This window comes from Sphingomonas sp. GW822-FHT03G08 (assembly GCF_058801135.1).
In genome coordinates, this window is sequence record NZ_JBXAMZ010000001.1 from 1077110 (window position 1) to 1095738 (window position 18629).

Sequence of the window (18629 nt, forward strand, 5' to 3'; positions counted from 1 at the left end):
TTCCAGCGACCTGCGGTTTTTCCGGATTACGCCAGTTTGGCTGCTTCCTGCTATGACGGGCCCGGACGGGCATGGGCCCGGCATCCGGAAGGATCATGGTAGGCAGGGCCGCACAAAGACAGGCTGAGACGTTATCCGGGGGCCGCTGGGCGGCTCTCGGCGCGTCACGCCTGCCCGCCTGGCTCGCCGGGATCAGCTGCCTGATCCTGTCGCTGCCCACGATCGGCTGGCTGCTCGGCATTCCGGTGCTGCGCGGGTTCGGCGATCCGAACTATGCGGTCGCGCCGCTCGTTGCGTTCATCGGCTGCAGCGTGACGCTTGCCACCTTCCTGGTGGTGATCGGCCAACCCAGGCTGGCGCGGATCGCCCTGATCCCCGCGGGTCTGCTGCTCGGCCTTGCGGTGGTGCAGTATCTGACCGGCGCGTTCGCCCTGGAGCGGCTGTTCTTCTACGACACCGTCTTGCGGATGGGCGTGCGCAACCACGGCGTTCTTCCCGGTGGAACCGCCGCGATGCAGACCGCTGGTGCGCTGGCTGCACTGGGCGTCACTTCGAACCGGCGCATCCACCAGATCATCGGCGTCATCCTCGCCAGTGCGACGATCGCGCTTACCCTGCTGGCGACCGCCGCGTTGCTCGCCGCGGGCGGCGCCACGCCCGGGTTTCTCGGGCGCTCGGCGATCTCGACCATGCTGGCGCTCGCCCCCGCCACCGCGCTGATCCTCTACGCGATGCGCCGCCAGCCCGGCGAGCGAAGCTGGTCGCTGCTGTCGCAGCTGGCGCCCGCGATCATCATCCTCCCGGTCATCCCGTCCCTGCTCGGCTTCGTCACCGTCCAGTCCGGGCTGCTCGGCTTCAATGCGGCGCAGTTCCTGGTTCTCACTCTCGACGTGGTGATCCTCGCCTGGGTGCTGGCCCGCGCGGTCCGCCATTCCGAGGCGCAGAGCCGCGCGCTCGCGATCCGCGAGGCGAAGCTTAGCGCGGTGCTGGCGATGGTGCCCGACGCGGTGGTGCTGATCAACGAAAGCGGCACGATCCTCGATTTCAGCAAGGCAGCCGAGAAGCTGTGGGGCTATTCGGCGGACGAAGTGGTCGGCCAGCCGGTCACCATGCTCGCCCCCGCCGCCAACAGCGTTCGCTACGAAGGCGAGCTCGCCGGCCTGCGCGGACGCGAGCTGCGCCCGGCCGACGCCGAGCCGCTCAGCGCGGTCGGGCTGCGCCGCGACGGATCGACCTTTCCGGTCGAAGTCCGCGCCGGCCGCGTCGAGACCGGGGACGAGGAGTGCCTGACGGTCTTCATCCGCGACATGTCCACCCAGTTCGGCATCGACGACCAGGTCGCCCAGCTCAACGCCGAGCTCGCCCATCTCGCCCGCCAGAGCGCCATGGGCGAGGCCGCCGCCGATCTCGCGCACGAGCTCAACCAGCCGCTCACCGCCGCCGCCAACTATCTCTCCGCCGCCACGATGGTCGCCAAGGTCAGCGGTACCGAGGGGCCGGGCACCGAGCTGGTCGGCAACGCCCGCGAGCAGGTGATGCAGGCCGGCGAGATCATCCGCCGCTTGCGCAGCTTCACCGAGCGCAACGATACCGAGCGCAGCGTCGAGCCGATGCGCCCGCTGATCGAGGACGCGGTGCGACTGGTGCTGGTCGGCTCCGGCCGCCTCGCCGCCCAGATCGACTATCAGGTCGACCCGGACAATCTCAGCGCCTTTGTCGATCGCGTCCAGGTCCAGCAGGTCCTGGTCAACCTGCTGCGCAATGCGCTGGAGGCGTTGCGCAAGGCGGGCACCGAGGACCCGCAGATCCGGATCACCGCCCATGCCGCGGACGACCAGATGATCGAGATCGAGTGCCGCGACAATGGCCCCGGGCTGCCGCCGGAGACGCTGAACCAGCTCTTCCAGCGCTTCTCGGCCAACAGCACGAGCGAGGGCATGGGCATCGGCCTGTCGATCTCGAAGCGCATCGTCGAGCTGCATGGCGGCGTGTTCGCCGCCGCCAATGATCCGGCGGGCGGCGCGGTGTTCACCTTCACCCTGCCGACGCTCGAGGGCGGCGACACGCCCGAAGGCTAGGCGAAGTCGCGTGCCGACAGGCGGACTTCCCGCCCGGGCACGATCCGCACCGTCCGCGCCTTGCCGCCCAGATGGACCTCGCGCGTTCCGGCAATGGCGCCGCGCAGCCGCGCCTGCTCCAGCTTCCCATTCCGCCAGGAAAGGTCGATCGTGCAGCCACCCCGCGTACGCAGGCCGTTCACCCTGCCCTCGCGCCATGCCCCCGGCAGCGCCGGCAGCAGGTCGATCCGCGCACCGCGGTTCTGCACCAGCATCTCGACGATCCCCGCCGCGCCGCCGAAATTGCCGTCGATCTGGAAGGGCGGATGCGCGTCGAACATGTTGGGATAGGTGCGCTCGGGCCCGAGCAGGAACTTCAGGATCCCGTGCGCATGGTCGCCGTCGCGCAGCCTCGCCCACAGGTTGATCCGCCACGCCGTCGCCCATCCGGTCGCCTTGTCGCCGCGGATCTCGAGGCTGCGTTTCGCCGCGGCCGCAAGTTCGGGCGTGCGCTCCGGATCGATCTGGTGGCTCGGATAGAGCCCGTAGAGGTGCGAGACATGCCGGTGTTGGACATCCTCGGCATCGCCGTCCCAGTCGAACGGCCATTCCTGCAGCTGGCCCTGCCTGCCCACCCGCATCGGCGGCAGCTTGGCCCGGGCCGCCTCGATCTCGCGCACCAGCGCCGCATCGCGCCCGAGCACGCCGGCAGCCGCAACCGTCTGGTCGAACAGGTCCCGCAATATCTGGCTGTCCATCGTCGGCGCGAAGATCAGCGACGAGCCATGGCCATGCCCGTTCTCGGGCGAGAGCGAGGGATTGGTGACCAGGTGCCCGGTCTCGGCATCGACCTGCAGCGTATCGAGGAAGAACCGGCAGGCCCCCGCCAGGATCGGCCAGATCGACTCCAGATATGCGCGGTCCGGCGCGTACTCGTACCGCTCCCATAGGTGCGTGCAGAGCCACGCCCCGCCCATCGGCCACAGCCCGTATTTCGCCCCGTCGATCGGCGCGGTCGCCCGCCATAGATCGGTATTGTGATGGCATACCCAGCCCCGCGCGCCGTACATGTCGCGTGCCGTCTTCGCCCCCGTCTCGGCGATCTCGCGGACCAGCTGGACCAGCGGCTCCGCGCACTCGGCCAGGTTGGTCGTGTGCGCCGGCCAGTAGTTCATCTCCGTATTGATGTTGATCGTGTACTTGCTGCCCCAGGGCGGGCTCGGCTTGTCGTTCCAGATGCCCTGGAGGTTCGCCGCCTGCGTTCCCGGCCGTGACGAGCAGATCAGCAAATAGCGCGCATACTGGAAGTAGAGCGCCGCCAGCGCCGGATCGTCGCTGCTCTCGGACTCGCGGATGCGCCGGTCGGTTGGCAGCGCCGCTGCCGGAGTACTGCCCAGGTCGAGCGTCACCCGCTGGAACAGCCGGCGATGCTCGGCCGCCGTCGCCGCGGCGAGCGCGGCAAAGCCCTTGCCCCGCGCCGCCGCGATCTGGCGCGTGGTGATCGCGGTCGGATCGCCGCTGACATCGTCATAGCGCTTGTAGCTGGTCGCCATCGCGATCCGCAGCGTCACGCCATCGGCACCCTCGACCACCAGCGCATCGCCCTCGGCACGCACCCGCCCGCCTCTGGCTTCGACTTCCACCCGCGCCTCGAAGCGCAGCGCGCCCGCGATCGCGCCATGCGGATCATTCTGCCCGCTCAATACCAGCGCGTTCCCGTCGGCCCACATCGTCCATTTCTTCTCGGGCGAGGTGAAGGAGAGCCGGCAGGAAACCGCGCCCGGCCGGCTGGCACCCAGTTCCACCGCGATCACCTGGTCGACCGGCGAGGCGATCACCCGGCGGCGATAGGCCACGCCGTCGATCGCGAACACCGTCTCGGCCAGCGCCGCATCGAGGTCGAGGCTGCGCCGATACCCGGTCGCCCGTACCGCATCGAGCCCGGGCATCGCGATCCCCAGGCTGCCGATCGTCTGGTACGCCGCCTGCCGAAGCGGCGTCGCCATCAGCTTCTCGTTCGCAAGCTTCTCCGCCTCGGCGAACCTGCTCTCGAAGATCAGCCGTCGCACCTCGGGCAGTGCCGCCCTCGCCGCCGGATTGACCGGATCATAGGGGCCGCCAGCCCAGAGCGTATCCTCGTTGAGCTGCAGCCGTTCCTCGCCGATCCCGCCGAACACCATTGCGCCGATCCGGCCATTGCCGATCGGCAGCGCCTCGGTCCATTCCCTGGCCGGCTGTTCGTACCAGAGCAGGTTCGCAGCAGCGGCCGCACGCTTCGCCCGGGCCCTCGGAGCGGCCAGCGCGGCCCCCGCGACCGCGAACAGCCCCATCGCCCCGCGCCTGTCGAACGCCCAGTCCCGCATTGCCCTCTCCTGCTCGATTTTGCGCCGATGATACCGCTATCATCGCTGTTGGCAACGCAGCGCCGCGCCCGACAAGTTGCGACAATTTCGTCCCCGTTCCGAGAAACCCGCGCGACAGCCGGGGCCTAATTCTCCCTCATCCAGACATCACTGGAGCGGAGAAAAGGCATGATGAAACTGAAATTCGCCGCGCTGCTCGCAGCCAGCGCCCTCACCTTCGGCACCGGCGCCGCGATGGCGGCTCCGCAGGACCGCACCCCGCCCAAGGCGGAACAGCGCGCGCCGCGCCAAAACCCGATGGACCTCAACAAGGACGGCTTCGTCAGCAAGGACGAGTGGATGAAGGCCGCCGCCGCCCGCTTCGAGAAGTTCGACGTCAGCAAGGATGGCAAGCTCTCCCGCGAGGAGATCCGCTTCGGCCGCTTCGAACAGCATCGCAAGCACGGCCGCGGCCATGGCTTCCACCACGGCGGTCGCGGCGGCCCCGAGCGCGGTCCGCATGGCGGCCCCGGCTTCGGTCCCGGCCGTGAGGGGCCGGGCGGCCCCGGTCACCACCGCATGGGCCCGCCGCCGCCGCCGCCCGCCGATGCACCCGCTCCGGCAGCGCCTGCACCGGGCAACTGAGCTTGCCTATCCGCCGGCTCGACAGACCTGCTTCCCCGGCGAAAGCCGGGGCCCAGGGTCACAAGCGAGCCGGCAGAGAAACCCTGGGCCCCGGCTTTCGCCGGGGAACGGGATAGCGCGATGGCGGGCTCCCTAAACCAGCTCCACCACCATCATATCGAAGCGTCCGTGGAGCCCACCCCGCTCCACGGCACGCCAGGCGGTGATCGCGTTGAACCCGTCGATGAGCCACAGCTTGCCGTCGGGCGCCGCCATCTCGGCATCGACAAGCGACGGCGTGGGATCGCAGCTCGGATGCGAATGCCAGTACCCAACCAGCCTGGGCCCGCCCGCCCGCTCGGCACGCAGCGCGGCGAACAGGGCTGCGGGGTCTATCTCGAAATGCCGATCCGGCGCTTCGTGAACATTTTCAACAGCTTGAAAGCTATCGATCCGATCTTCGGAACCGAACAGCAGCCCGCACGCTTCGTTCGGCGCCGCATCCGCGGAAATCTGCCGAATACCGATCAGTACATATCTTGAAATCTCGATCCTCATGCCCATCTACGATAAAACATGAATCCGGGGGTTTCCATCATCGAAGCACGCATCGCGGACACAGCCGATGGCTGGCGTCTGGATCGTGCGCTCGCCGACGCCGTGCCGACAATGTCGCGCGAACGGCTGAAGGTGCTGATCTCGTCCGGCGCGGTCACCGGCCCCCAGGGCCTTGTCCGCGATCCGGCGAAGAAGGCGGCCGGCGGGGCGCTGTTCAGCGTCGCGGTGCCTGCCCCCACCCCCGCGCACAACGAGGCGCAGGAGATCCCGCTCAACATCGTCTATGAAGACGAGCACCTGATCGTGATCGACAAGCAGGCCGGGCTGGTCGTTCATCCCGCCGCCGGCAACCTCGACGGGACTTTGGTCAACGCGCTGCTGCATCACTGCCAAGGCTCGCTTTCGGGCATCGGTGGCGAAGCACGCCCCGGGATCGTCCACCGGATCGACAAGGACACGTCGGGCCTGATGGTCGCCGCCAAGCATGACCGGGCGCATGAAGGGCTGGCCCGCCAGTTCAAGGCGCACTCGATCGATCGGCGCTACAAGGCTATCGTGTCGGGGCAGGTCCGTCTGCTGGAAGGCACGGTCGATGCGCCGCTCGCCCGCTCGCCGCACAATCGCAAGAAGGTTGCGATCGTGAAGAACGGCAAGCGCGCGGTCACCCATTGGCGCAAGGTCAGGGATCTGTACGAGGCCGCGCTGGTCGAATGCAGGCTGGAGACGGGCCGTACCCATCAGGTGCGGGTTCACATGGCCTCTTTGGGTCATCCGCTGGTCGGCGATCCGGTGTATGGCAGCACGCGCAAGGCGCACCGTGAACTTTTGGAAACCCTGAATTTCCGGCGCCAGGCCTTGCATGCGGCTCACCTGGGGTTCATCCACCCCATCAATAGTATCGCTTTGGCGTTCGAAAGCGAAATCCCTGCCGACATGCAGGAACTGTTCGATAACCTCATCGTATGATTTCAGGCGGCACTGGCTTCGGCTATGTGCGCCTTAGTGAAAGGGAGAAATGATCATGGCAAGCGGAAGCAACGTCCCGGCGACGATCCCCGCGCTTGGTGGTGAGCAGAGCCTCAACCGCTATCTGGCCGAGATCAAGAAGTTTCCGATCCTGAGCCCCGAGCAGGAATATATGCTCGCCAAGCGCTTTCAGGAGCATGGCGACACCGATGCCGCGGCCCAGCTGGTCACCTCGCACCTGCGTCTCGTGGCGAAGATCGCCATGGGCTATCGCGGCTATGGCCTGCCCGTCTCCGAGCTGATCTCGGAAGGCAATATCGGCCTGATGCAGGGCGTGAAGAAGTTCGAGCCCGAAAGGGGTTTCCGCCTGGCGACCTATGCCATGTGGTGGATCCGCGCCTCGATCCAGGAATTCATCCTGCGTTCGTGGAGCCTCGTGAAGATGGGCACCACCGCCGCGCAGAAGAAGCTGTTCTTCAACCTGCGCCGGATGAAGGCCAAGCTCGACGCGTTCGAGGACGGCGATCTCAGCCCCGAGCACCTCACCAAGATCGCCACCGATCTCGGCGTCACCGAGGAGGAAGTCACCTCGATGAACCGTCGCATGGCGATGGGCGGCGATACGTCGCTCAACGTGCCGATGCGCGAGGATGGCGAGGGCCAGTGGCAGGATTGGCTCGCTGACGACAGCGCGCTCCAGGACGAGCAGGTTGCCGAGGCACAGGAAGCCGATGTCCGCCACGAGATGCTCGTGTCGGCGATGGAAGACCTCAACGAGCGTGAGCGTCACATCCTTACCGAGCGCCGCCTGACCGACGATCCCAAGACCCTCGAGGAACTCTCGCAGGTCTATGACGTCAGCCGCGAGCGCGTGCGCCAGATCGAGGTGCGCGCGTTCGAGAAGCTGCAGAAGGCGATGATGCGCATCGCCGGCGAGAAGCGCCTGCTCACTGCCTGACGGACGACGTGGGGGATCAGGATCGCGATACCGGCGCGGAGGCTCCGCGCCAGCCTGAGGCGTCGGCGGACATCCCGCCGGCGCCTTCCGCGTCTGCGCCGCGCCCGCGCGACTGGACGCCGCGCGCGACCACGGCCGGGCAGCCGGAGGAACTTGGCGTCTCGCCGATGCCAGACCTGCGCCCGCTCGGCGAAGAACCCGATCCCTTTGCGTCTCGCCGCGAAGAAGCGCCTCGCCCCATTCCGGCGCAGGAAGAAATCAAGCCGCAGCGCCCGCGCAAGCTGCTGCTCCGCCGCATCCTGTTCTGGATCCTCAAGGCGATCCTGCTCTTCATCGCCGTCTCGGTCGGCATGGTGGTGATCTACAAGTTCGTGGCCCCGCCGATCACCTGGACGCAGATCGGCGACATCTTCTCGGGCCACGGGGTCACCAAGCGCTGGATGTCGATCGACCGGATCGATCCGAACATGCCGCGCGCCGCGATCGCCGCCGAGGATGCGCGCTTCTGCTCGCATCACGGGTTCGATTTCACGGCGATCGAGCAGGCCTACGCCCGCAATGCCACCGGCAAGAAGAAGATCCGCGGCGGCTCGACGATCAGCCAGCAGACCGCGAAGAACGTCTTCCTGTTCCAGGGCGGCGGCTATGCCCGCAAGGCGCTCGAGGCGTATTTCACGGTGCTGATCGAGAATATCTGGGGCAAGCGCCGGATCATGGAAGTCTATCTCAACGTCGCGGAGACGGGGATCGGCACCTATGGCGTCAATGCCGGCGCTTTGCGCTACTTCAAGCACGACGCTTCGAATCTCTCCCCACGCGAGGCGGCACAAGTCGCTGCGGTGCTGCCATTGCCCAAGAAGCGGGCCGGCATCGATCCGCGCGGCTTCACCCGGCGCTATGGCAATGCGATCACCGCGCGCATCGGCACGGTGCGGGGCGACGGTCTGGACAGCTGCATCCGCTGATGGCGCCGATCCGCATCGCCGCCGCGCTGATCGACGACGGCGCGGGGAATATGCTGCTGGTCCGCAAGGCAGGTACCTCGGCCTATATGCAAGCCGGCGGCAAGATCGAACCGGGCGAAACCCCGCTCGAAGCACTCCGCCGCGAACTGGCCGAGGAGATCGGCCTGGCGATCAGCGAGGCACGCCCGCTCGGCTGCTTCCAGTCTCCCGCAGCCAACGAGCCCGGCCGCGTGGTCGAGGCGGAGCTGTTCCACCTCACCGCCCCGCACGAGCCGAGCGCCGCGGCGGAAATAGCGGAAGCGCGATGGGTGCCGATCGCCGAGGCCGCGGCCTTGCCCCTCGCCCCGATGACCCGCACCCATGTCCTGCCGATCGCGCTCGGCCTGGTCGAACCTTACTGAATCTTGTTGGCGGCGTCCTTGGCGGCGTCGCCCACGTCCTTTGCCGCGCCGCCGACATCCTTGGCCGCCTGGGAGACGGCATCGGTCTTGGCGTTCTCGCGGTTGTTCTGGTTGAACAGATAGACCGCGCCGATCACCACCGCGATCAGCAGCACGAACCCGATCAACAGGCCCGCGCCATTGCCGCGGCGCTCGACGACAACGGTGCTGGCGCCACCCGTCTCGGTAACACGCTCGGCCGTCACGCCATCGGTACGCTCAGTAACTCGTTCCACCATTGCATCCTCCTCGATTATGCCGTCAGCAACCGAGAAGGCCTTGCAATGGTTCCGGAAATCAGAAGGGCAGCTTGAAGCCCGGCGGAAGCGGCAGACCGGCGGTCATCTTCGACATCGCTTCCTGCGACGCCGCATCTGCCTTGGCACGGGCATCGTTGAAGGCGGCTGCGAGCAAATCCTCGAGCATGCCCTTCTCGGCCGGGTTGAGCAGCGAATCGTCGATGTTCAGGCCGATGATCCGGCCCTTGGCCGATGCCTGAACCTTGACCAGCCCGCCGCCCGAGACACCCTCGACCTCGATATTGTCGAGATCGGCCTGCGCCTTGGTGAGTTCGGCCTGGACGTTCTGCGCCATGGCCATCATCTTTTCGAGATCCATTATACTTCCTAGCTTCCAGTCTTGGCCCAGCCGATCAGCTCGGCATCGGGAAAGGCTTCCATTGCGGCGGCAACCAGCGGCGAGGCGAGTACCGCATCACGCTCGGCCTGCTCGCTCGCCGCCTGCTCCTCGCGGAGCGTCATCGCCTGCGCCGGCACGTCGACACAGGCAAGCTTCCAGTTGGTGCCGGTCAACTCCTTGAGCGCGGCGCCCAGCTCCTTCATGAAATCGAACGGCAGCGGCTTCGCAGCAGCGAACTCGACTTCCATGCCCTCGAAACGCACCGGCCGCAGATAGTCGCGCACCTGGGTGGCAAGCTGGTAGCGCTTCTTCTCCTCCAGATAATCGGCGAGCTGGCCGAGCGAGGTCGGCATGGCCGAGCCGTTTGTACCGGAAGGAGCGGGAGCAGCGCCGCCCGAAATGGTCACGCTGCCGCTGGCGATCTGGCGGGCAAGCTCGCCCGGATCGGGCAGCTGCGAGGCGTGGATGACGCGCAGCAGCGCCATTTCCGCGGCCTCGATCGGCAGCACCGCCCTGGCGACTTCGTCATGCCCGCGCAGCACCAGCTGCCACAGCCGGTGCAGCGCCGGGAAGCTCAGTCCCGCCGCCCAGCGCTCAAGTGACTTCAGCTCCTCGGCCGACTGGCCCGAATTGGCATCGGTGCCGAGCTTGGCGAGCGTCACCGCATGCACGGTCTCCAGCAGCGTGCGCAGCACGGCCTGCGGATCGACACCCAAGTCATACTGGCCGCGCAGCGAAGCCAGTGCGCCCTGCGCGTCGCCCTCCAGCAGCAGTCCGAACAAGGTGCGGATCGCGCCACGATCGGACAGGCCGAGCATCTGGCGCACCGCCTCCGCCTTCACGCCTTCGCCTTCCAGGCCCGCATGGGCGATGGCCTGGTCGAGGATCGACAAGCCGTCGCGCGCCGAACCTTCGGCAGCCCGGGAGATCAGCGCCAGCGCTTCCGGCTCCGCCTCGAAACCTTCGGCCTGAGTCACCTTGGCGAAATGCTCGGCGAGCAGCTCGGCCGGGATGCGGCGCAAGTCGAAGCGCTGGCAGCGCGACAACACCGTCACCGGCACCTTGTTCACCTCGGTGGTGGCGAACAGGAACTTCACATGCGCCGGCGGCTCCTCGAGCGTCTTGAGCAGCGCGTTGAACGCGCTCTTCGACAGCATGTGGACTTCGTCGATGATGTAGATCTTGTAGCGCGCCGAGACCGCCGAATAACGCGACGCCTCGATGATCTCGCGGACGTCGTCGACGCCGGTATGGCTGGCGGCATCCATCTCGATCACGTCGATATGGCGGCCCTCGGCAATCGCGCGGCACGGCTCGCAGACGCCGCACGGGTCGATCGTCGGCCCGCCCTGCCCGTCCGGACCGATGCAGTTGAGCGCCTTGGCGATCAGGCGCGCGGTCGAGGTCTTGCCGACCCCGCGGACCCCAGTGAGCAGGAAGGCGTGCGCCAGCCGGTCGCGCTTGATCGCGTTGCCCAGCGTGGTGACCATCGCATCCTGCCCGATCAGCTCGGAAAAGGTCTGCGGACGGTATTTGCGCGCGAGCACCCGATAGGCGTTGTCACGCGGCTGCGCGGGTTCGTCGAGGCCAAGGAAGGAATCGGACATGCCGTCCGTTCCTAGCGTGTTCCAACCGCCACGTCCAAGCCGATGCTCGCCGCAAAGGCGGTTAAAAGAGGCTGTCGATGTGCGGAAAGGTGGGAGCCGGAACGACCCGCAGCGAAATCGTTGTGGCTGCTTCGTTCCCGATCTGACCAGGTTGGCGACGACTACGTCCGCCCGACTCCCGCGGCGCATATGGGCAAGTTCAAGCGGTTAGGCAAGGGCGGGAACGCGGCGCACGTTCCCGCCCCCGTTCAATCAGCGATAATAGCGCACCCGGCGGCACACCCGCTGGCGGTGACCATGGCGCCACACGGTCTTGCAGACGCTGCGATAATAGGAGCGCTTGCGCACGTGATGCGGCCGGTGATGCTGGAAGTCCGGCTGCGCCGCGACCGCGGGAGCGGCCGGCGCGGCGGCGGCACTGGCGGCCGGAATGGCGAGCGTCGCGGCGGCGGCGGCCGCAAGGATCGGAAGAAGCTTCATAGTTTCTCTCTCCTGCTGGCGGGAGAAAACCCGCATGGGCGGAAACCGGAACGATCGTTTCGGTTCCATGTGCGATCCTGAAACAGGACGGATTGCGCCGGGCTGAATGTCTGGCGCATTGCTGGAGTGTGTAAAATCTGGCGACAGGGCCCTGCATGGTCGCTTCCCCGGCCCCGAGATGCTAGCCGGCGCGAATGGACAAGGTGAAAATCCGGCGTTTCGAACCCGCCGACCAGGACGGCGTGGCCACGCTGATCGTATCGATCCAGAATGAGGAGTTCGGGATCGCGATCACCGCCGAGGACCAGCCCGATCTCCAGGAGATCCCCGAATTCTACCAGCGCGACTCAGGCGATTTCTGGGTCGCCGAGACCGCGGACGGCGAAGTGGTCGGCACGATCGCGCTCAGGGACATCGGCGACGGCGCGGGCGCCCTGCGCAAGATGTTCATCCATCCCGAACATCGCGGCGCGCGGGGCCTGGCAAGGGCACTGCTCGATACGCTGCTGGCGCATGCCCGCGCGCTGCAGCTGTCCCGCATCTATCTGGGCACCACCGATCGCTTCCTCGCCGCGCATCGCTTCTACGCCCGAAACGGCTTCGCGCTGATCGACCACACACTGCTGCCGCCCACCTTCCCCCGGATGATGGTGGACACGCGCTTCTACGCGCTGACGCTCTAGCGCCCCTGCATGTCGCGGTGCCCGGTGGGCATCCGCACCACCAGCCCGTCCATCTCCGGCGTGAGCAGGATCTGGCAGGCGAGCCGGCTGGTGCGCACCGCGCCCACTGCGAGATCGAGCATATCCTCTTCCTCTTCGGCGGCACGGGGCAGCCGGGCGAAGTGTTCGGGATCGACGATCACATGGCAGGTCGAGCAGGCCATCTGCCCCTCGCAGGTGCCCTCCAGCGGCTGCCCGTCATTCTGCGCGACCTCGAGCAGGCGGAGCCCTTCTTCGGCCTGGACCTCATGCCGGTCGATGCCATCGGCGCTGACAAAGGTGACGCGGATCATGCCGCGCGGCTCTGCGCGCGGGCGGCAGAAACGATCCGGTCGATCGCGCCCATCAACTCGTCCTCGCTGGTGTAGCGGCCATAGCCGATGCGGATGCTCGAGCGCGCCTGTGCATCGCTCAGCCCGATCGCCTGCAGCACATGGCTGGGGCGTCCGGAACCGCTGGCGCAGGCCGAGCCGGCGGAGAAGGCAATATCGCGCAGGTCCGAGATCAGCCGCGCGACGTCGAGTCCGTCATGGCGCAGGTTGAGATTGCCCGGATAGCGGTCCTCCCGCGCGCCGTTCAGGATCCAGTCGCCCGCGATCCGGTTGAGCGCGGCGCGATAGAGCTGCTCGGCATGCGCGTGATCGGCGCCGAAACGCTGCTTGGCCACTCGTGCCGCCGCCCCGAACCCCGCGCACAGCGCTGGCGACAGCGTGCCGGAGCGCCCAGCCGGCTCCTGCCCGCCGCCATGCAGCAGCGGCTCCAGCGTCACGCCGTCACGGATCCACAGAGCGCCCACGCCCTTGGGCCCGTGGATCTTGTGCGCCGAGACCGCGATCAGGTCGCAGCCATCGGGGATCAGCACCCGGCCATAGCCCTGCACCGCATCGCACAGGAACAAGGCACCTGCCTGGTGGGCGAGATGCGCCAGTTCCTCGATCGGCTGGATCACCCCGATCTCGTTGTTGACCAGCATCGCCGCGACCAGGCCGACGCCCGGCTTGATAGCCTCCCGCGCGGCGGCGAGGTCGACCAGCCCTTCGGGGCCCACGGGCAGCACGGTCGCGTCCCTGCCCTTGCGCGCCTCGGCCGCCACCGTGTCGAGCACCGCGGCATGTTCGGTGGCGATCGTCACGATCCCGCCAGTCGTGCCCTTGATCGCCCAGTTGAGCGCTTCGGTCGCGCCGCTGGTGAAGCTCACCGCCCCGCCCGGCGGCAGCAGCCCGGCGACATCGTCGCGTGCCACTTCCACCGCCGCCTTCGCCGCGCGGCCCGGCGCATGTGCGGAATGCGGATTGGCGAAATTGCCCTCCAGCAGCGGCAGCATCGCGGCCAGTGCCTCGGGGGCGAGCGGCGTGGTCGCCTGATAATCGAGATAGGTCATGCCGCTCTGGTTCTGGCCTCGATCGCGATCTGACGCCAGAGCGTCGTGAAGGCATTCACCTCGGCTTCGGTCGTCCCGCGCCCGAAACTGACCCGCACCACTTCGCGCAACGCGGGCTCCTCCCAGCCCATCGCCGAGAGCACATGGCTGGGCCGCATGCTGCCCGAGGAACAGGCGCTGCCGGCCGAGACCGAGATGCCGGCCATGTCGAAGCGGATCAGCTGCGCCGCGGAGGAGACGCCGGGCATCCGGTAGGCGCCGATCATCGGACTGCGCGAGGCCGCAGCACCAACGACTTTCCCGCCCTCTTCCAGGATCGCCGCCTCGAGCCGGGTGCGGAGCCCGGCCATCCGCTCCAGATCCTCGGGCAGGGATACCGCCGCCGCATAGCCGAGCGCGCCGGGAAGATTTTCGGTCCCCGCGCGGTAGCCCTTTTCCTGTCCGCCCATCGGCAGCAGCGTGCCGAAGTCACGGACCAGCAAGGCACCGATGCCGGGCGGCCCGCCGCGCTTGTGGGCGGAGACCGCGACTAGGTCGGCATGGCGCAGCACCGCCGCCGATGCCCGTACCGGCATCTGCGCCGCGTCGACCAGCAATATCCCGCCCGCAGCGTGCACGATCCCCGCGATCGCCTCGATCGGCTGGATGACGCCGGTCTCGCTGTTGGTCCGCTGCACGCCGACCAGTGCGCGCGGGCCTTGGGCCAGCGCCGCCTCCAGCGCATCGAGCCTCAGCACGCCGTTGCCATCCACCGGCAGCACCTGCGCGCCTTCCGAATGGCGCAGCACCGAATCATGCTCGACCGCGCTGATCAGCCGCCGCTCGGCCATCGACCGCGTAAGCGCCATGTGCAGCGATTCGCTCGCGCCGCCGGTGAACACCAGCTCATGCGCCCAGCCATAGGCGGCCGCGACCTCGGCCCGCGCCTTTTCCAGCGCGGCACGGGCAGCCCTGCCTTCGGCATGGGGGGAGCTGGGATTGGCCCAATGGCGCATTCCCGCCTCAACCGCCGCCATTGCCTCGGCCAGCATCGGGGTAGTCGCGGCATGATCCAGATAGATTCGCTCGGCCAAGTTGCTCTCGTAATAATTGCGTAAAGCAGCGCGGTGCCTATATAGCGCCCAACTCACCGCGCTCCACTGCGCGCCTCAAATTCTACAGGGACACGCCTTGCCCGAAGTCATTTTCCCCGGCCCCGAAGGGCGCCTCGAAGGCCGTTTCGCACCCGCGCCCAAGCCGCGCGCGCCGGTCGCCATGATCCTCCACCCGCATCCCAATGCGGGCGGCACGATGAACAACCGCATCGTCCAGGAACTCTACAAGACCTTCCAGCGCCGCGGCTTCGCGACGCTCCGCTTCAATTTCCGCGGGGTCGGCAAGAGCCAGGGCACGTTCGACAACGGCATCGGCGAACTGTCCGACGCCGCCTCGGCGCTCGACTGGGTGCAGAGCTTCCACCCGGAAGCCAGCTCGACCTGGGTCGCCGGCTTCGGCTTCGGCGCCTGGATCGGCATGCAGCTGCTGATGCGCCGTCCGGAGATTCGCGGCTTCATCTCGGTCGCCCCGCCGGCGAACATGTTCGACTTCACCTTCCTCGCCCCCTGCCCGTCCTCGGGCATCATCATCCAGGGCGAGAATGACGAAGTGGTCACGCCGGGTGCCGTCCAGAAGCTGGTCGACAAGCTGCGCACCCAGAAGCACATCACCATCCATCACGACACCATCCCGGGCGCGAACCACTTCTTCGAGCACGAGATGGACGATCTGATGAAGAGCGTGGACAAGTATCTGGACATGCGGCTCGACCCCAACTCGCCGATCCGCTGAGCATTTCACGGGCGCGGGGCTGAGCTCCGCGCCCGGCACCGCGTCAGCGACAGCGCGAAGACCAGTCCGGCCGCCACCGCTCCCACCGCGTACCAGGGAAGCACCGCCGGATCGAAACGGGCGCCGGTAAGCCCGATTCCGAAACCACGCGAATATGCCGCCGGGACCAGCCCCAGCGTGAGCAGCATCGCCGCAAGCGCGCCCAGCGCCGCCCGCAAGCTCAGCTGCCCGATCCGGATACGCGTCGCCAGCCAGAAGCAGAGGATCAGCAGCGCGCCGAGCAGCAGCTTGGCCACCGGCCCGATATCGTCACCCATCTGCCACGTCTTTGCCGGCAGCCGATCCAGCCCATGTCGCTCGAAGGCGATCAACAGTCCCGGCAGGAACACCGCCGTTGCCCAGCCGAACAGCCACGCCGGCCCGCTGCACTTGAGATCGCTCAGCCGCATCTTTGCCCCCTATTTCGCGGGAGGCTAACCTGAAATGCGGCGGCCGTCAGTCCTTCTTGAGGTTCTTCGCTCCGCCCGCGAGGATCGCCGCCGTCGCCTCATGCGCGCCGCGATAGGCTTCCTGGAACTCGGCGCTCCAATATTTGAGCCGATCGAGCGGGATCGGTTCGCCGCTGACGGCGCAGACGACATGGGTGCCCGGACGGATCACGTCGAAATCGGACGCGTCGTAATGGAGTTCGGCGATAGGAGACATGCAGCCCATCTAGGGGTTGATGGCCCGCTCGCCAATGCTCAGCGCGCCAGTACCGCATCGATCCAGCGATCCACCACCGCGGTTGCGGGGTAGCCGGGGTCACCAAGCTGGCGGTTGATCTGCATATGGCCGCGCAGCCCGCGCCCCTCAAAACCCTGCACCGTCACCCGTGCCCCCGCCGCCTTGAGCGCACGCCCCAGCGCTTCGGACTGGCGGGTGCCGTCCTCGCGCTGCACATGGAGGATCAGGAAGTCCCGTGCATTGGGTGCCGCGGCCTGCAGCGTCGGCGACAGCGCCCGCTGGCGGGCCGGATCGCTGCCGAACGCCGCCTGATAGGTCTTGCCCATCACCCGCGGCCCCTCGTCCATCTGGCGCGGCACGTCATAGGCGGCGCCGTCGAGCAGCACGACACCGGCGATCCGGTCTAGCCCCCAGCCCGCCTTTTGCAGGTAACGCGGATCGGTGGCGACCAGCGCCGCGAGATGCGCACCGGCGCTATGTCCCATCACCACCACCCTGCCGGGATCAAAGCCGAGTTCACGGGTATGCTGCACCAGGTATGCCAGCCCATCGGCGACATCCTGCGCCTGCTGCTCCACGGTCGCACCGGGCACCAGCCGATAGTTGATGCTGGCGAAGGCGAAGCCGCGCCCGGTGAAATGCGCCACCTTCTCCGCGCCCGTGGCGTTGCCCTTGTCACCGCGCTTCCAGCCGCCGCCATGGATGAACACCACCAGCGGCGCATCTGCCTTCGCACCCTTGTAGAAATCGAGCTTCTGCAGCTCCGCCGCGCCATAGGCGATCTCGCGCGCCGGCACCGATTGCGAAAGCGCGGGCGCAGCGGCGAGCAGTAACAGGGGAAACAGGAAAAGGGACTTTCGCATCGGCCACCTCGGATAGAACCAAATCGACCTGTCTAACGGTGCGCCCCGCGAAACCCTTCGGTCCCGCACGAGATTTCAGGCGCGCAGGATCAGCAGGTTGCCCAGAATCACCAGCGCGCAGATCCACATCAGGATCGCCTTGGTCCGGTCGGCACGGAACTGCCTCCACCCGCCCCATACGAGCAGGCCCATCGCGATCACCGCGATACTCAGCCAGAGTGGTTCGAGCGCCGGGTTCAGCATCAGCGGACGAGCAGCCAGATCACCAGCACTATCGCCCCGATCACACCGCTGAAAAGCGCGATCATCTTCAGGTCGCCGCGATAGATGATCCGCAGCAGGCCCCAGAGGAAATAGCCGAGCCCGCGCGCGCCGACGCTCATCACATTGGCGATCACGGCTCCGAAGCGGTTGGACACGGGGTCAGTCTTTCCCGGCAAGGACTTGGGCATAGGCATCGGGATCGGCATTGCCGCCGGAAAGGATCACGAGCAAGCCCGGCTTCACATCGACCTTGCCCGCCAGCAATGCCGCCAGTGCCACCGCGCCGCCCGGCTCCACCACCACGCGCAGCTTCGCCGCCGCCCAGCGCTGCGCTGTCCGGATCTCGGCCTCACTAACGGCAAGACCGGTGGCGCCGCGCCGCGACAGCACGTCGAAGGTCAACGGCGAGACGCGCGTGGTCTGCAGCGCGTCACAAGCGGTCGGCGGAGGATTTTCGCCCACCGGTTCGATCCAGCCCGCCTCCAGGCTGCGGGTCATGTCGTCCCAGCCCTCGGGCTCGACCACGATGATCTCGGAATCGGGCAGCGCCAGCGCCAGGCCGGCCGCCAGCCCGCCACCGCCGCACGGCACGATGACATTGGCGGGATCGGGCAGCCGTGCCTCGACAATCTGGGTCATCGCCTCGATGCCGGCACTCCCCTGCCCCTCGATGATCCAGGGATCGTCGAAGCTCGGCACCAGGGTGGCACCCCGCGCATGGGCAAGATGCGCGGCGATCTTCTCGCGGCTCTCGGTCATCCGGTCATAGGAGACCACTTCGGCCCCCATCGCCAGCGTCGCGTCCCGCTTCACCTTCGGCGCGTCGGCCGGCATCACGATCACCGCCGGGATACCCAGCTTCTTCGCCGCCCAGGCGACGCCCTGGGCATGGTTTCCGGAGGAAAAGGCGACCACGCCCTTCTCGCGCGCATCATCATCCAATGCGCTCAGTCGATGCCATGCGCCGCGGATCTTGAACGCGCCGATCGGCTGCAGGCACTCAGCCTTGAAGCACACCGGCACGCCCCGAATTTCCTGAACGAACAAAGGGGTTTGCGGCAGGATCCCAGCAACCTTGGCAGCGGCATCCCGGACCCCGGCCCGCGTTGGCTGTCGCACAATCGTCACACTTCACCCCCGCCGTAAAAATCCGGACGCGCGAATCGCTTTACACACCGGACCAACGTCCTTATGTGCCGCTCTCCCGCTG

23 protein-coding genes and 1 other RNA gene are annotated in these 18629 nt (G+C 67.4%); 8 read left to right on the top strand and 16 right to left on the bottom strand.

Features of this window, described 5'->3' with window-relative positions:
* Positions 1–95: 95 nt before the first annotated feature.
* Entirely contained in the window at positions 96–2078 is a 1983-nt protein-coding gene (locus AC1RJ5_RS04750) for a PAS domain-containing sensor histidine kinase (protein ID WP_493111983.1), read from the top strand.
* Here the strand turns inward: AC1RJ5_RS04750 and AC1RJ5_RS04755 are convergent.
* A complete protein-coding gene (locus AC1RJ5_RS04755) occupies positions 2075–4420 on the bottom strand; it encodes a glycoside hydrolase family 95 protein (protein WP_493111985.1) in 2346 nt (781 codons plus the stop codon). The two genes, AC1RJ5_RS04750 and AC1RJ5_RS04755, sit on opposite strands and share 4 nt — an antisense overlap.
* Positions 4421–4588: 168 nt before the next feature.
* Here AC1RJ5_RS04755 and AC1RJ5_RS04760 point away from each other — a divergent pair, with 168 nt between their 5' ends.
* On the top strand, positions 4589–5044 hold the full coding sequence (locus tag AC1RJ5_RS04760; RefSeq protein WP_493111987.1) for a hypothetical protein: 456 nt from the start codon (positions 4589–4591) through the stop codon (positions 5042–5044).
* A gap of 132 nt (positions 5045–5176) precedes the next feature.
* Here the strand turns inward: AC1RJ5_RS04760 and AC1RJ5_RS04765 are convergent, their stop codons facing one another.
* A complete protein-coding gene (locus tag AC1RJ5_RS04765; protein ID WP_269574885.1) occupies positions 5177–5581 on the bottom strand; it encodes a M67 family metallopeptidase in 405 nt (134 codons plus the stop codon).
* A gap of 18 nt (positions 5582–5599) precedes the next feature.
* Here AC1RJ5_RS04765 and AC1RJ5_RS04770 point away from each other — a divergent pair, with 18 nt between their 5' ends.
* From AC1RJ5_RS04770 to AC1RJ5_RS04785, 4 genes are all read left to right on the top strand, one after another.
* Complete coding sequence (locus tag AC1RJ5_RS04770; RefSeq protein WP_184167452.1) at positions 5600–6547, top strand: RluA family pseudouridine synthase; 948 nt, start codon at positions 5600–5602, stop codon at positions 6545–6547.
* Between the two features lie 55 nt (positions 6548–6602).
* On the top strand, positions 6603–7505 hold the full coding sequence (gene rpoH, locus AC1RJ5_RS04775; protein WP_184167455.1) for an RNA polymerase sigma factor RpoH: 903 nt from the start codon (positions 6603–6605) through the stop codon (positions 7503–7505).
* A 167-nt stretch (positions 7506–7672) separates the two neighbouring features.
* Complete coding sequence (gene mtgA, locus AC1RJ5_RS04780; protein WP_493114643.1) at positions 7673–8470, top strand: monofunctional biosynthetic peptidoglycan transglycosylase; 798 nt, start codon at positions 7673–7675, stop codon at positions 8468–8470.
* Positions 8470–8871, top strand: a complete 402-nt coding sequence (locus tag AC1RJ5_RS04785) for an NUDIX hydrolase (RefSeq protein WP_493111990.1) — start codon at positions 8470–8472, stop codon at positions 8869–8871. Before mtgA ends, AC1RJ5_RS04785 begins: the two co-directional genes overlap by 1 nt.
* Here the strand turns inward: AC1RJ5_RS04785 and AC1RJ5_RS04790 are convergent.
* From AC1RJ5_RS04790 to AC1RJ5_RS04810, 5 genes are all read right to left on the bottom strand, one after another.
* Complete coding sequence (locus tag AC1RJ5_RS04790; RefSeq protein ID WP_342250808.1) at positions 8865–9149, bottom strand: hypothetical protein; 285 nt, start codon at positions 9147–9149, stop codon at positions 8865–8867. The two genes, AC1RJ5_RS04785 and AC1RJ5_RS04790, sit on opposite strands and share 7 nt — an antisense overlap.
* A 58-nt stretch (positions 9150–9207) precedes the next feature.
* On the bottom strand, positions 9208–9528 hold the full coding sequence (locus AC1RJ5_RS04795; protein WP_221416264.1) for a YbaB/EbfC family nucleoid-associated protein: 321 nt from the start codon (positions 9526–9528) through the stop codon (positions 9208–9210).
* Between the two features lie 8 nt (positions 9529–9536).
* Positions 9537–11156, bottom strand: a complete 1620-nt coding sequence (locus AC1RJ5_RS04800) for a DNA polymerase III subunit gamma/tau (RefSeq protein ID WP_269574881.1) — start codon at positions 11154–11156, stop codon at positions 9537–9539.
* Between the two features lie 85 nt (positions 11157–11241).
* Positions 11242–11339, bottom strand: an RNA gene (ffs, locus tag AC1RJ5_RS04805) — signal recognition particle sRNA small type.
* Between the two features lie 69 nt (positions 11340–11408).
* The gene (locus tag AC1RJ5_RS04810) at positions 11409–11636 is read right to left on the bottom strand and encodes a hypothetical protein (protein WP_269574880.1); all 228 of its coding nucleotides are present in this window, start codon (positions 11634–11636) and stop codon (positions 11409–11411) included.
* Between the two features lie 194 nt (positions 11637–11830).
* Here AC1RJ5_RS04810 and AC1RJ5_RS04815 point away from each other — a divergent pair, with 194 nt between their 5' ends.
* Positions 11831–12319, top strand: a complete 489-nt coding sequence (locus tag AC1RJ5_RS04815; RefSeq protein WP_269574879.1) for a GNAT family N-acetyltransferase — start codon at positions 11831–11833, stop codon at positions 12317–12319.
* Here AC1RJ5_RS04815 and AC1RJ5_RS04820 read toward each other — a convergent pair.
* Genes AC1RJ5_RS04820 through AC1RJ5_RS04830 form a run of 3 tightly spaced genes read right to left on the bottom strand, consistent with a single transcriptional unit; the run spans position 12316 to position 14812 of the window.
* Positions 12316–12651 (bottom strand): 2Fe-2S iron-sulfur cluster-binding protein, encoded by a 336-nt coding sequence (locus AC1RJ5_RS04820; protein WP_493111994.1) that lies wholly within the window; start codon positions 12649–12651, stop codon positions 12316–12318. The genes AC1RJ5_RS04815 and AC1RJ5_RS04820 overlap by 4 nt on opposite strands.
* A complete protein-coding gene (locus AC1RJ5_RS04825; protein ID WP_493111996.1) occupies positions 12648–13739 on the bottom strand; it encodes a cysteine desulfurase family protein in 1092 nt (363 codons plus the stop codon). Before AC1RJ5_RS04825 ends, AC1RJ5_RS04820 begins: the two co-directional genes overlap by 4 nt.
* Positions 13736–14812, bottom strand: coding sequence for a cysteine desulfurase family protein (locus AC1RJ5_RS04830; protein ID WP_493111998.1), 1077 nt, complete (start codon positions 14810–14812; stop codon positions 13736–13738). The genes AC1RJ5_RS04825 and AC1RJ5_RS04830 overlap by 4 nt, the downstream gene beginning before the upstream one ends.
* A gap of 97 nt (positions 14813–14909) precedes the next feature.
* Here AC1RJ5_RS04830 and AC1RJ5_RS04835 point away from each other — a divergent pair, with 97 nt between their 5' ends.
* Positions 14910–15566, top strand: coding sequence for an alpha/beta hydrolase (locus tag AC1RJ5_RS04835; protein WP_184167482.1), 657 nt, complete (start codon positions 14910–14912; stop codon positions 15564–15566).
* Positions 15567–15571: 5 nt separating this feature from the next.
* Here the strand turns inward: AC1RJ5_RS04835 and AC1RJ5_RS04840 are convergent, their stop codons facing one another.
* From AC1RJ5_RS04840 to AC1RJ5_RS04865, 6 genes are all read right to left on the bottom strand, one after another.
* A complete protein-coding gene (locus AC1RJ5_RS04840) occupies positions 15572–16015 on the bottom strand; it encodes a hypothetical protein (protein WP_269574875.1) in 444 nt (147 codons plus the stop codon).
* A 46-nt stretch (positions 16016–16061) separates the two neighbouring features.
* Positions 16062–16271, bottom strand: coding sequence for a DUF2093 domain-containing protein (locus tag AC1RJ5_RS04845; RefSeq protein WP_260396068.1), 210 nt, complete (start codon positions 16269–16271; stop codon positions 16062–16064).
* 38 nt (positions 16272–16309) lie between these two features.
* Entirely contained in the window at positions 16310–17155 is an 846-nt protein-coding gene (locus tag AC1RJ5_RS04850) for an alpha/beta hydrolase (RefSeq protein WP_493112001.1), read from the bottom strand.
* A 75-nt stretch (positions 17156–17230) separates the two neighbouring features.
* A complete protein-coding gene (locus AC1RJ5_RS04855) occupies positions 17231–17398 on the bottom strand; it encodes a hypothetical protein (protein ID WP_493112003.1) in 168 nt (55 codons plus the stop codon).
* Complete coding sequence (locus AC1RJ5_RS04860; protein ID WP_493112005.1) at positions 17398–17574, bottom strand: hypothetical protein; 177 nt, start codon at positions 17572–17574, stop codon at positions 17398–17400. The genes AC1RJ5_RS04855 and AC1RJ5_RS04860 overlap by 1 nt, the downstream gene beginning before the upstream one ends.
* Positions 17575–17578: 4 nt before the next feature.
* Positions 17579–18547, bottom strand: coding sequence for a threonine ammonia-lyase (locus AC1RJ5_RS04865; protein WP_269574871.1), 969 nt, complete (start codon positions 18545–18547; stop codon positions 17579–17581).
* Positions 18548–18629: the final 82 nt, after the last annotated feature.

Coding starts and splice junctions, on each gene's coding strand:
- AC1RJ5_RS04855 (WP_493112003.1), bottom strand. CDS start 17,398: ATGCTGAACCCGGCGCTCGAACCACTCTGGCTGAGTATCGCGGTGATC.
- AC1RJ5_RS04770 (WP_184167452.1), top strand. CDS start 5,600: ATGAATCCGGGGGTTTCCATCATCGAAGCACGCATCGCGGACACAGCC.
- AC1RJ5_RS04810 (WP_269574880.1), bottom strand. CDS start 11,636: ATGAAGCTTCTTCCGATCCTTGCGGCCGCCGCCGCCGCGACGCTCGCC.
- AC1RJ5_RS04795 (WP_221416264.1), bottom strand. CDS start 9,528: ATGGATCTCGAAAAGATGATGGCCATGGCGCAGAACGTCCAGGCCGAA.
- AC1RJ5_RS04785 (WP_493111990.1), top strand. CDS start 8,470: ATGGCGCCGATCCGCATCGCCGCCGCGCTGATCGACGACGGCGCGGGG.
- mtgA (WP_493114643.1), top strand. CDS start 7,673: ATGCCAGACCTGCGCCCGCTCGGCGAAGAACCCGATCCCTTTGCGTCT.
- AC1RJ5_RS04800 (WP_269574881.1), bottom strand. CDS start 11,156: ATGTCCGATTCCTTCCTTGGCCTCGACGAACCCGCGCAGCCGCGTGAC.
- AC1RJ5_RS04760 (WP_493111987.1), top strand. CDS start 4,589: ATGATGAAACTGAAATTCGCCGCGCTGCTCGCAGCCAGCGCCCTCACC.
- AC1RJ5_RS04815 (WP_269574879.1), top strand. CDS start 11,831: ATGGACAAGGTGAAAATCCGGCGTTTCGAACCCGCCGACCAGGACGGC.
- AC1RJ5_RS04765 (WP_269574885.1), bottom strand. CDS start 5,581: ATGAGGATCGAGATTTCAAGATATGTACTGATCGGTATTCGGCAGATT.
- AC1RJ5_RS04820 (WP_493111994.1), bottom strand. CDS start 12,651: ATGATCCGCGTCACCTTTGTCAGCGCCGATGGCATCGACCGGCATGAG.
- AC1RJ5_RS04790 (WP_342250808.1), bottom strand. CDS start 9,149: ATGGTGGAACGAGTTACTGAGCGTACCGATGGCGTGACGGCCGAGCGT.
- AC1RJ5_RS04750 (WP_493111983.1), top strand. CDS start 96: ATGGTAGGCAGGGCCGCACAAAGACAGGCTGAGACGTTATCCGGGGGC.
- AC1RJ5_RS04845 (WP_260396068.1), bottom strand. CDS start 16,271: ATGTCTCCTATCGCCGAACTCCATTACGACGCGTCCGATTTCGACGTG.
- AC1RJ5_RS04850 (WP_493112001.1), bottom strand. CDS start 17,155: ATGCGAAAGTCCCTTTTCCTGTTTCCCCTGTTACTGCTCGCCGCTGCG.
- AC1RJ5_RS04825 (WP_493111996.1), bottom strand. CDS start 13,739: ATGACCTATCTCGATTATCAGGCGACCACGCCGCTCGCCCCCGAGGCA.
- AC1RJ5_RS04755 (WP_493111985.1), bottom strand. CDS start 4,420: ATGCGGGACTGGGCGTTCGACAGGCGCGGGGCGATGGGGCTGTTCGCG.
- rpoH (WP_184167455.1), top strand. CDS start 6,603: ATGGCAAGCGGAAGCAACGTCCCGGCGACGATCCCCGCGCTTGGTGGT.
- AC1RJ5_RS04840 (WP_269574875.1), bottom strand. CDS start 16,015: ATGCGGCTGAGCGATCTCAAGTGCAGCGGGCCGGCGTGGCTGTTCGGC.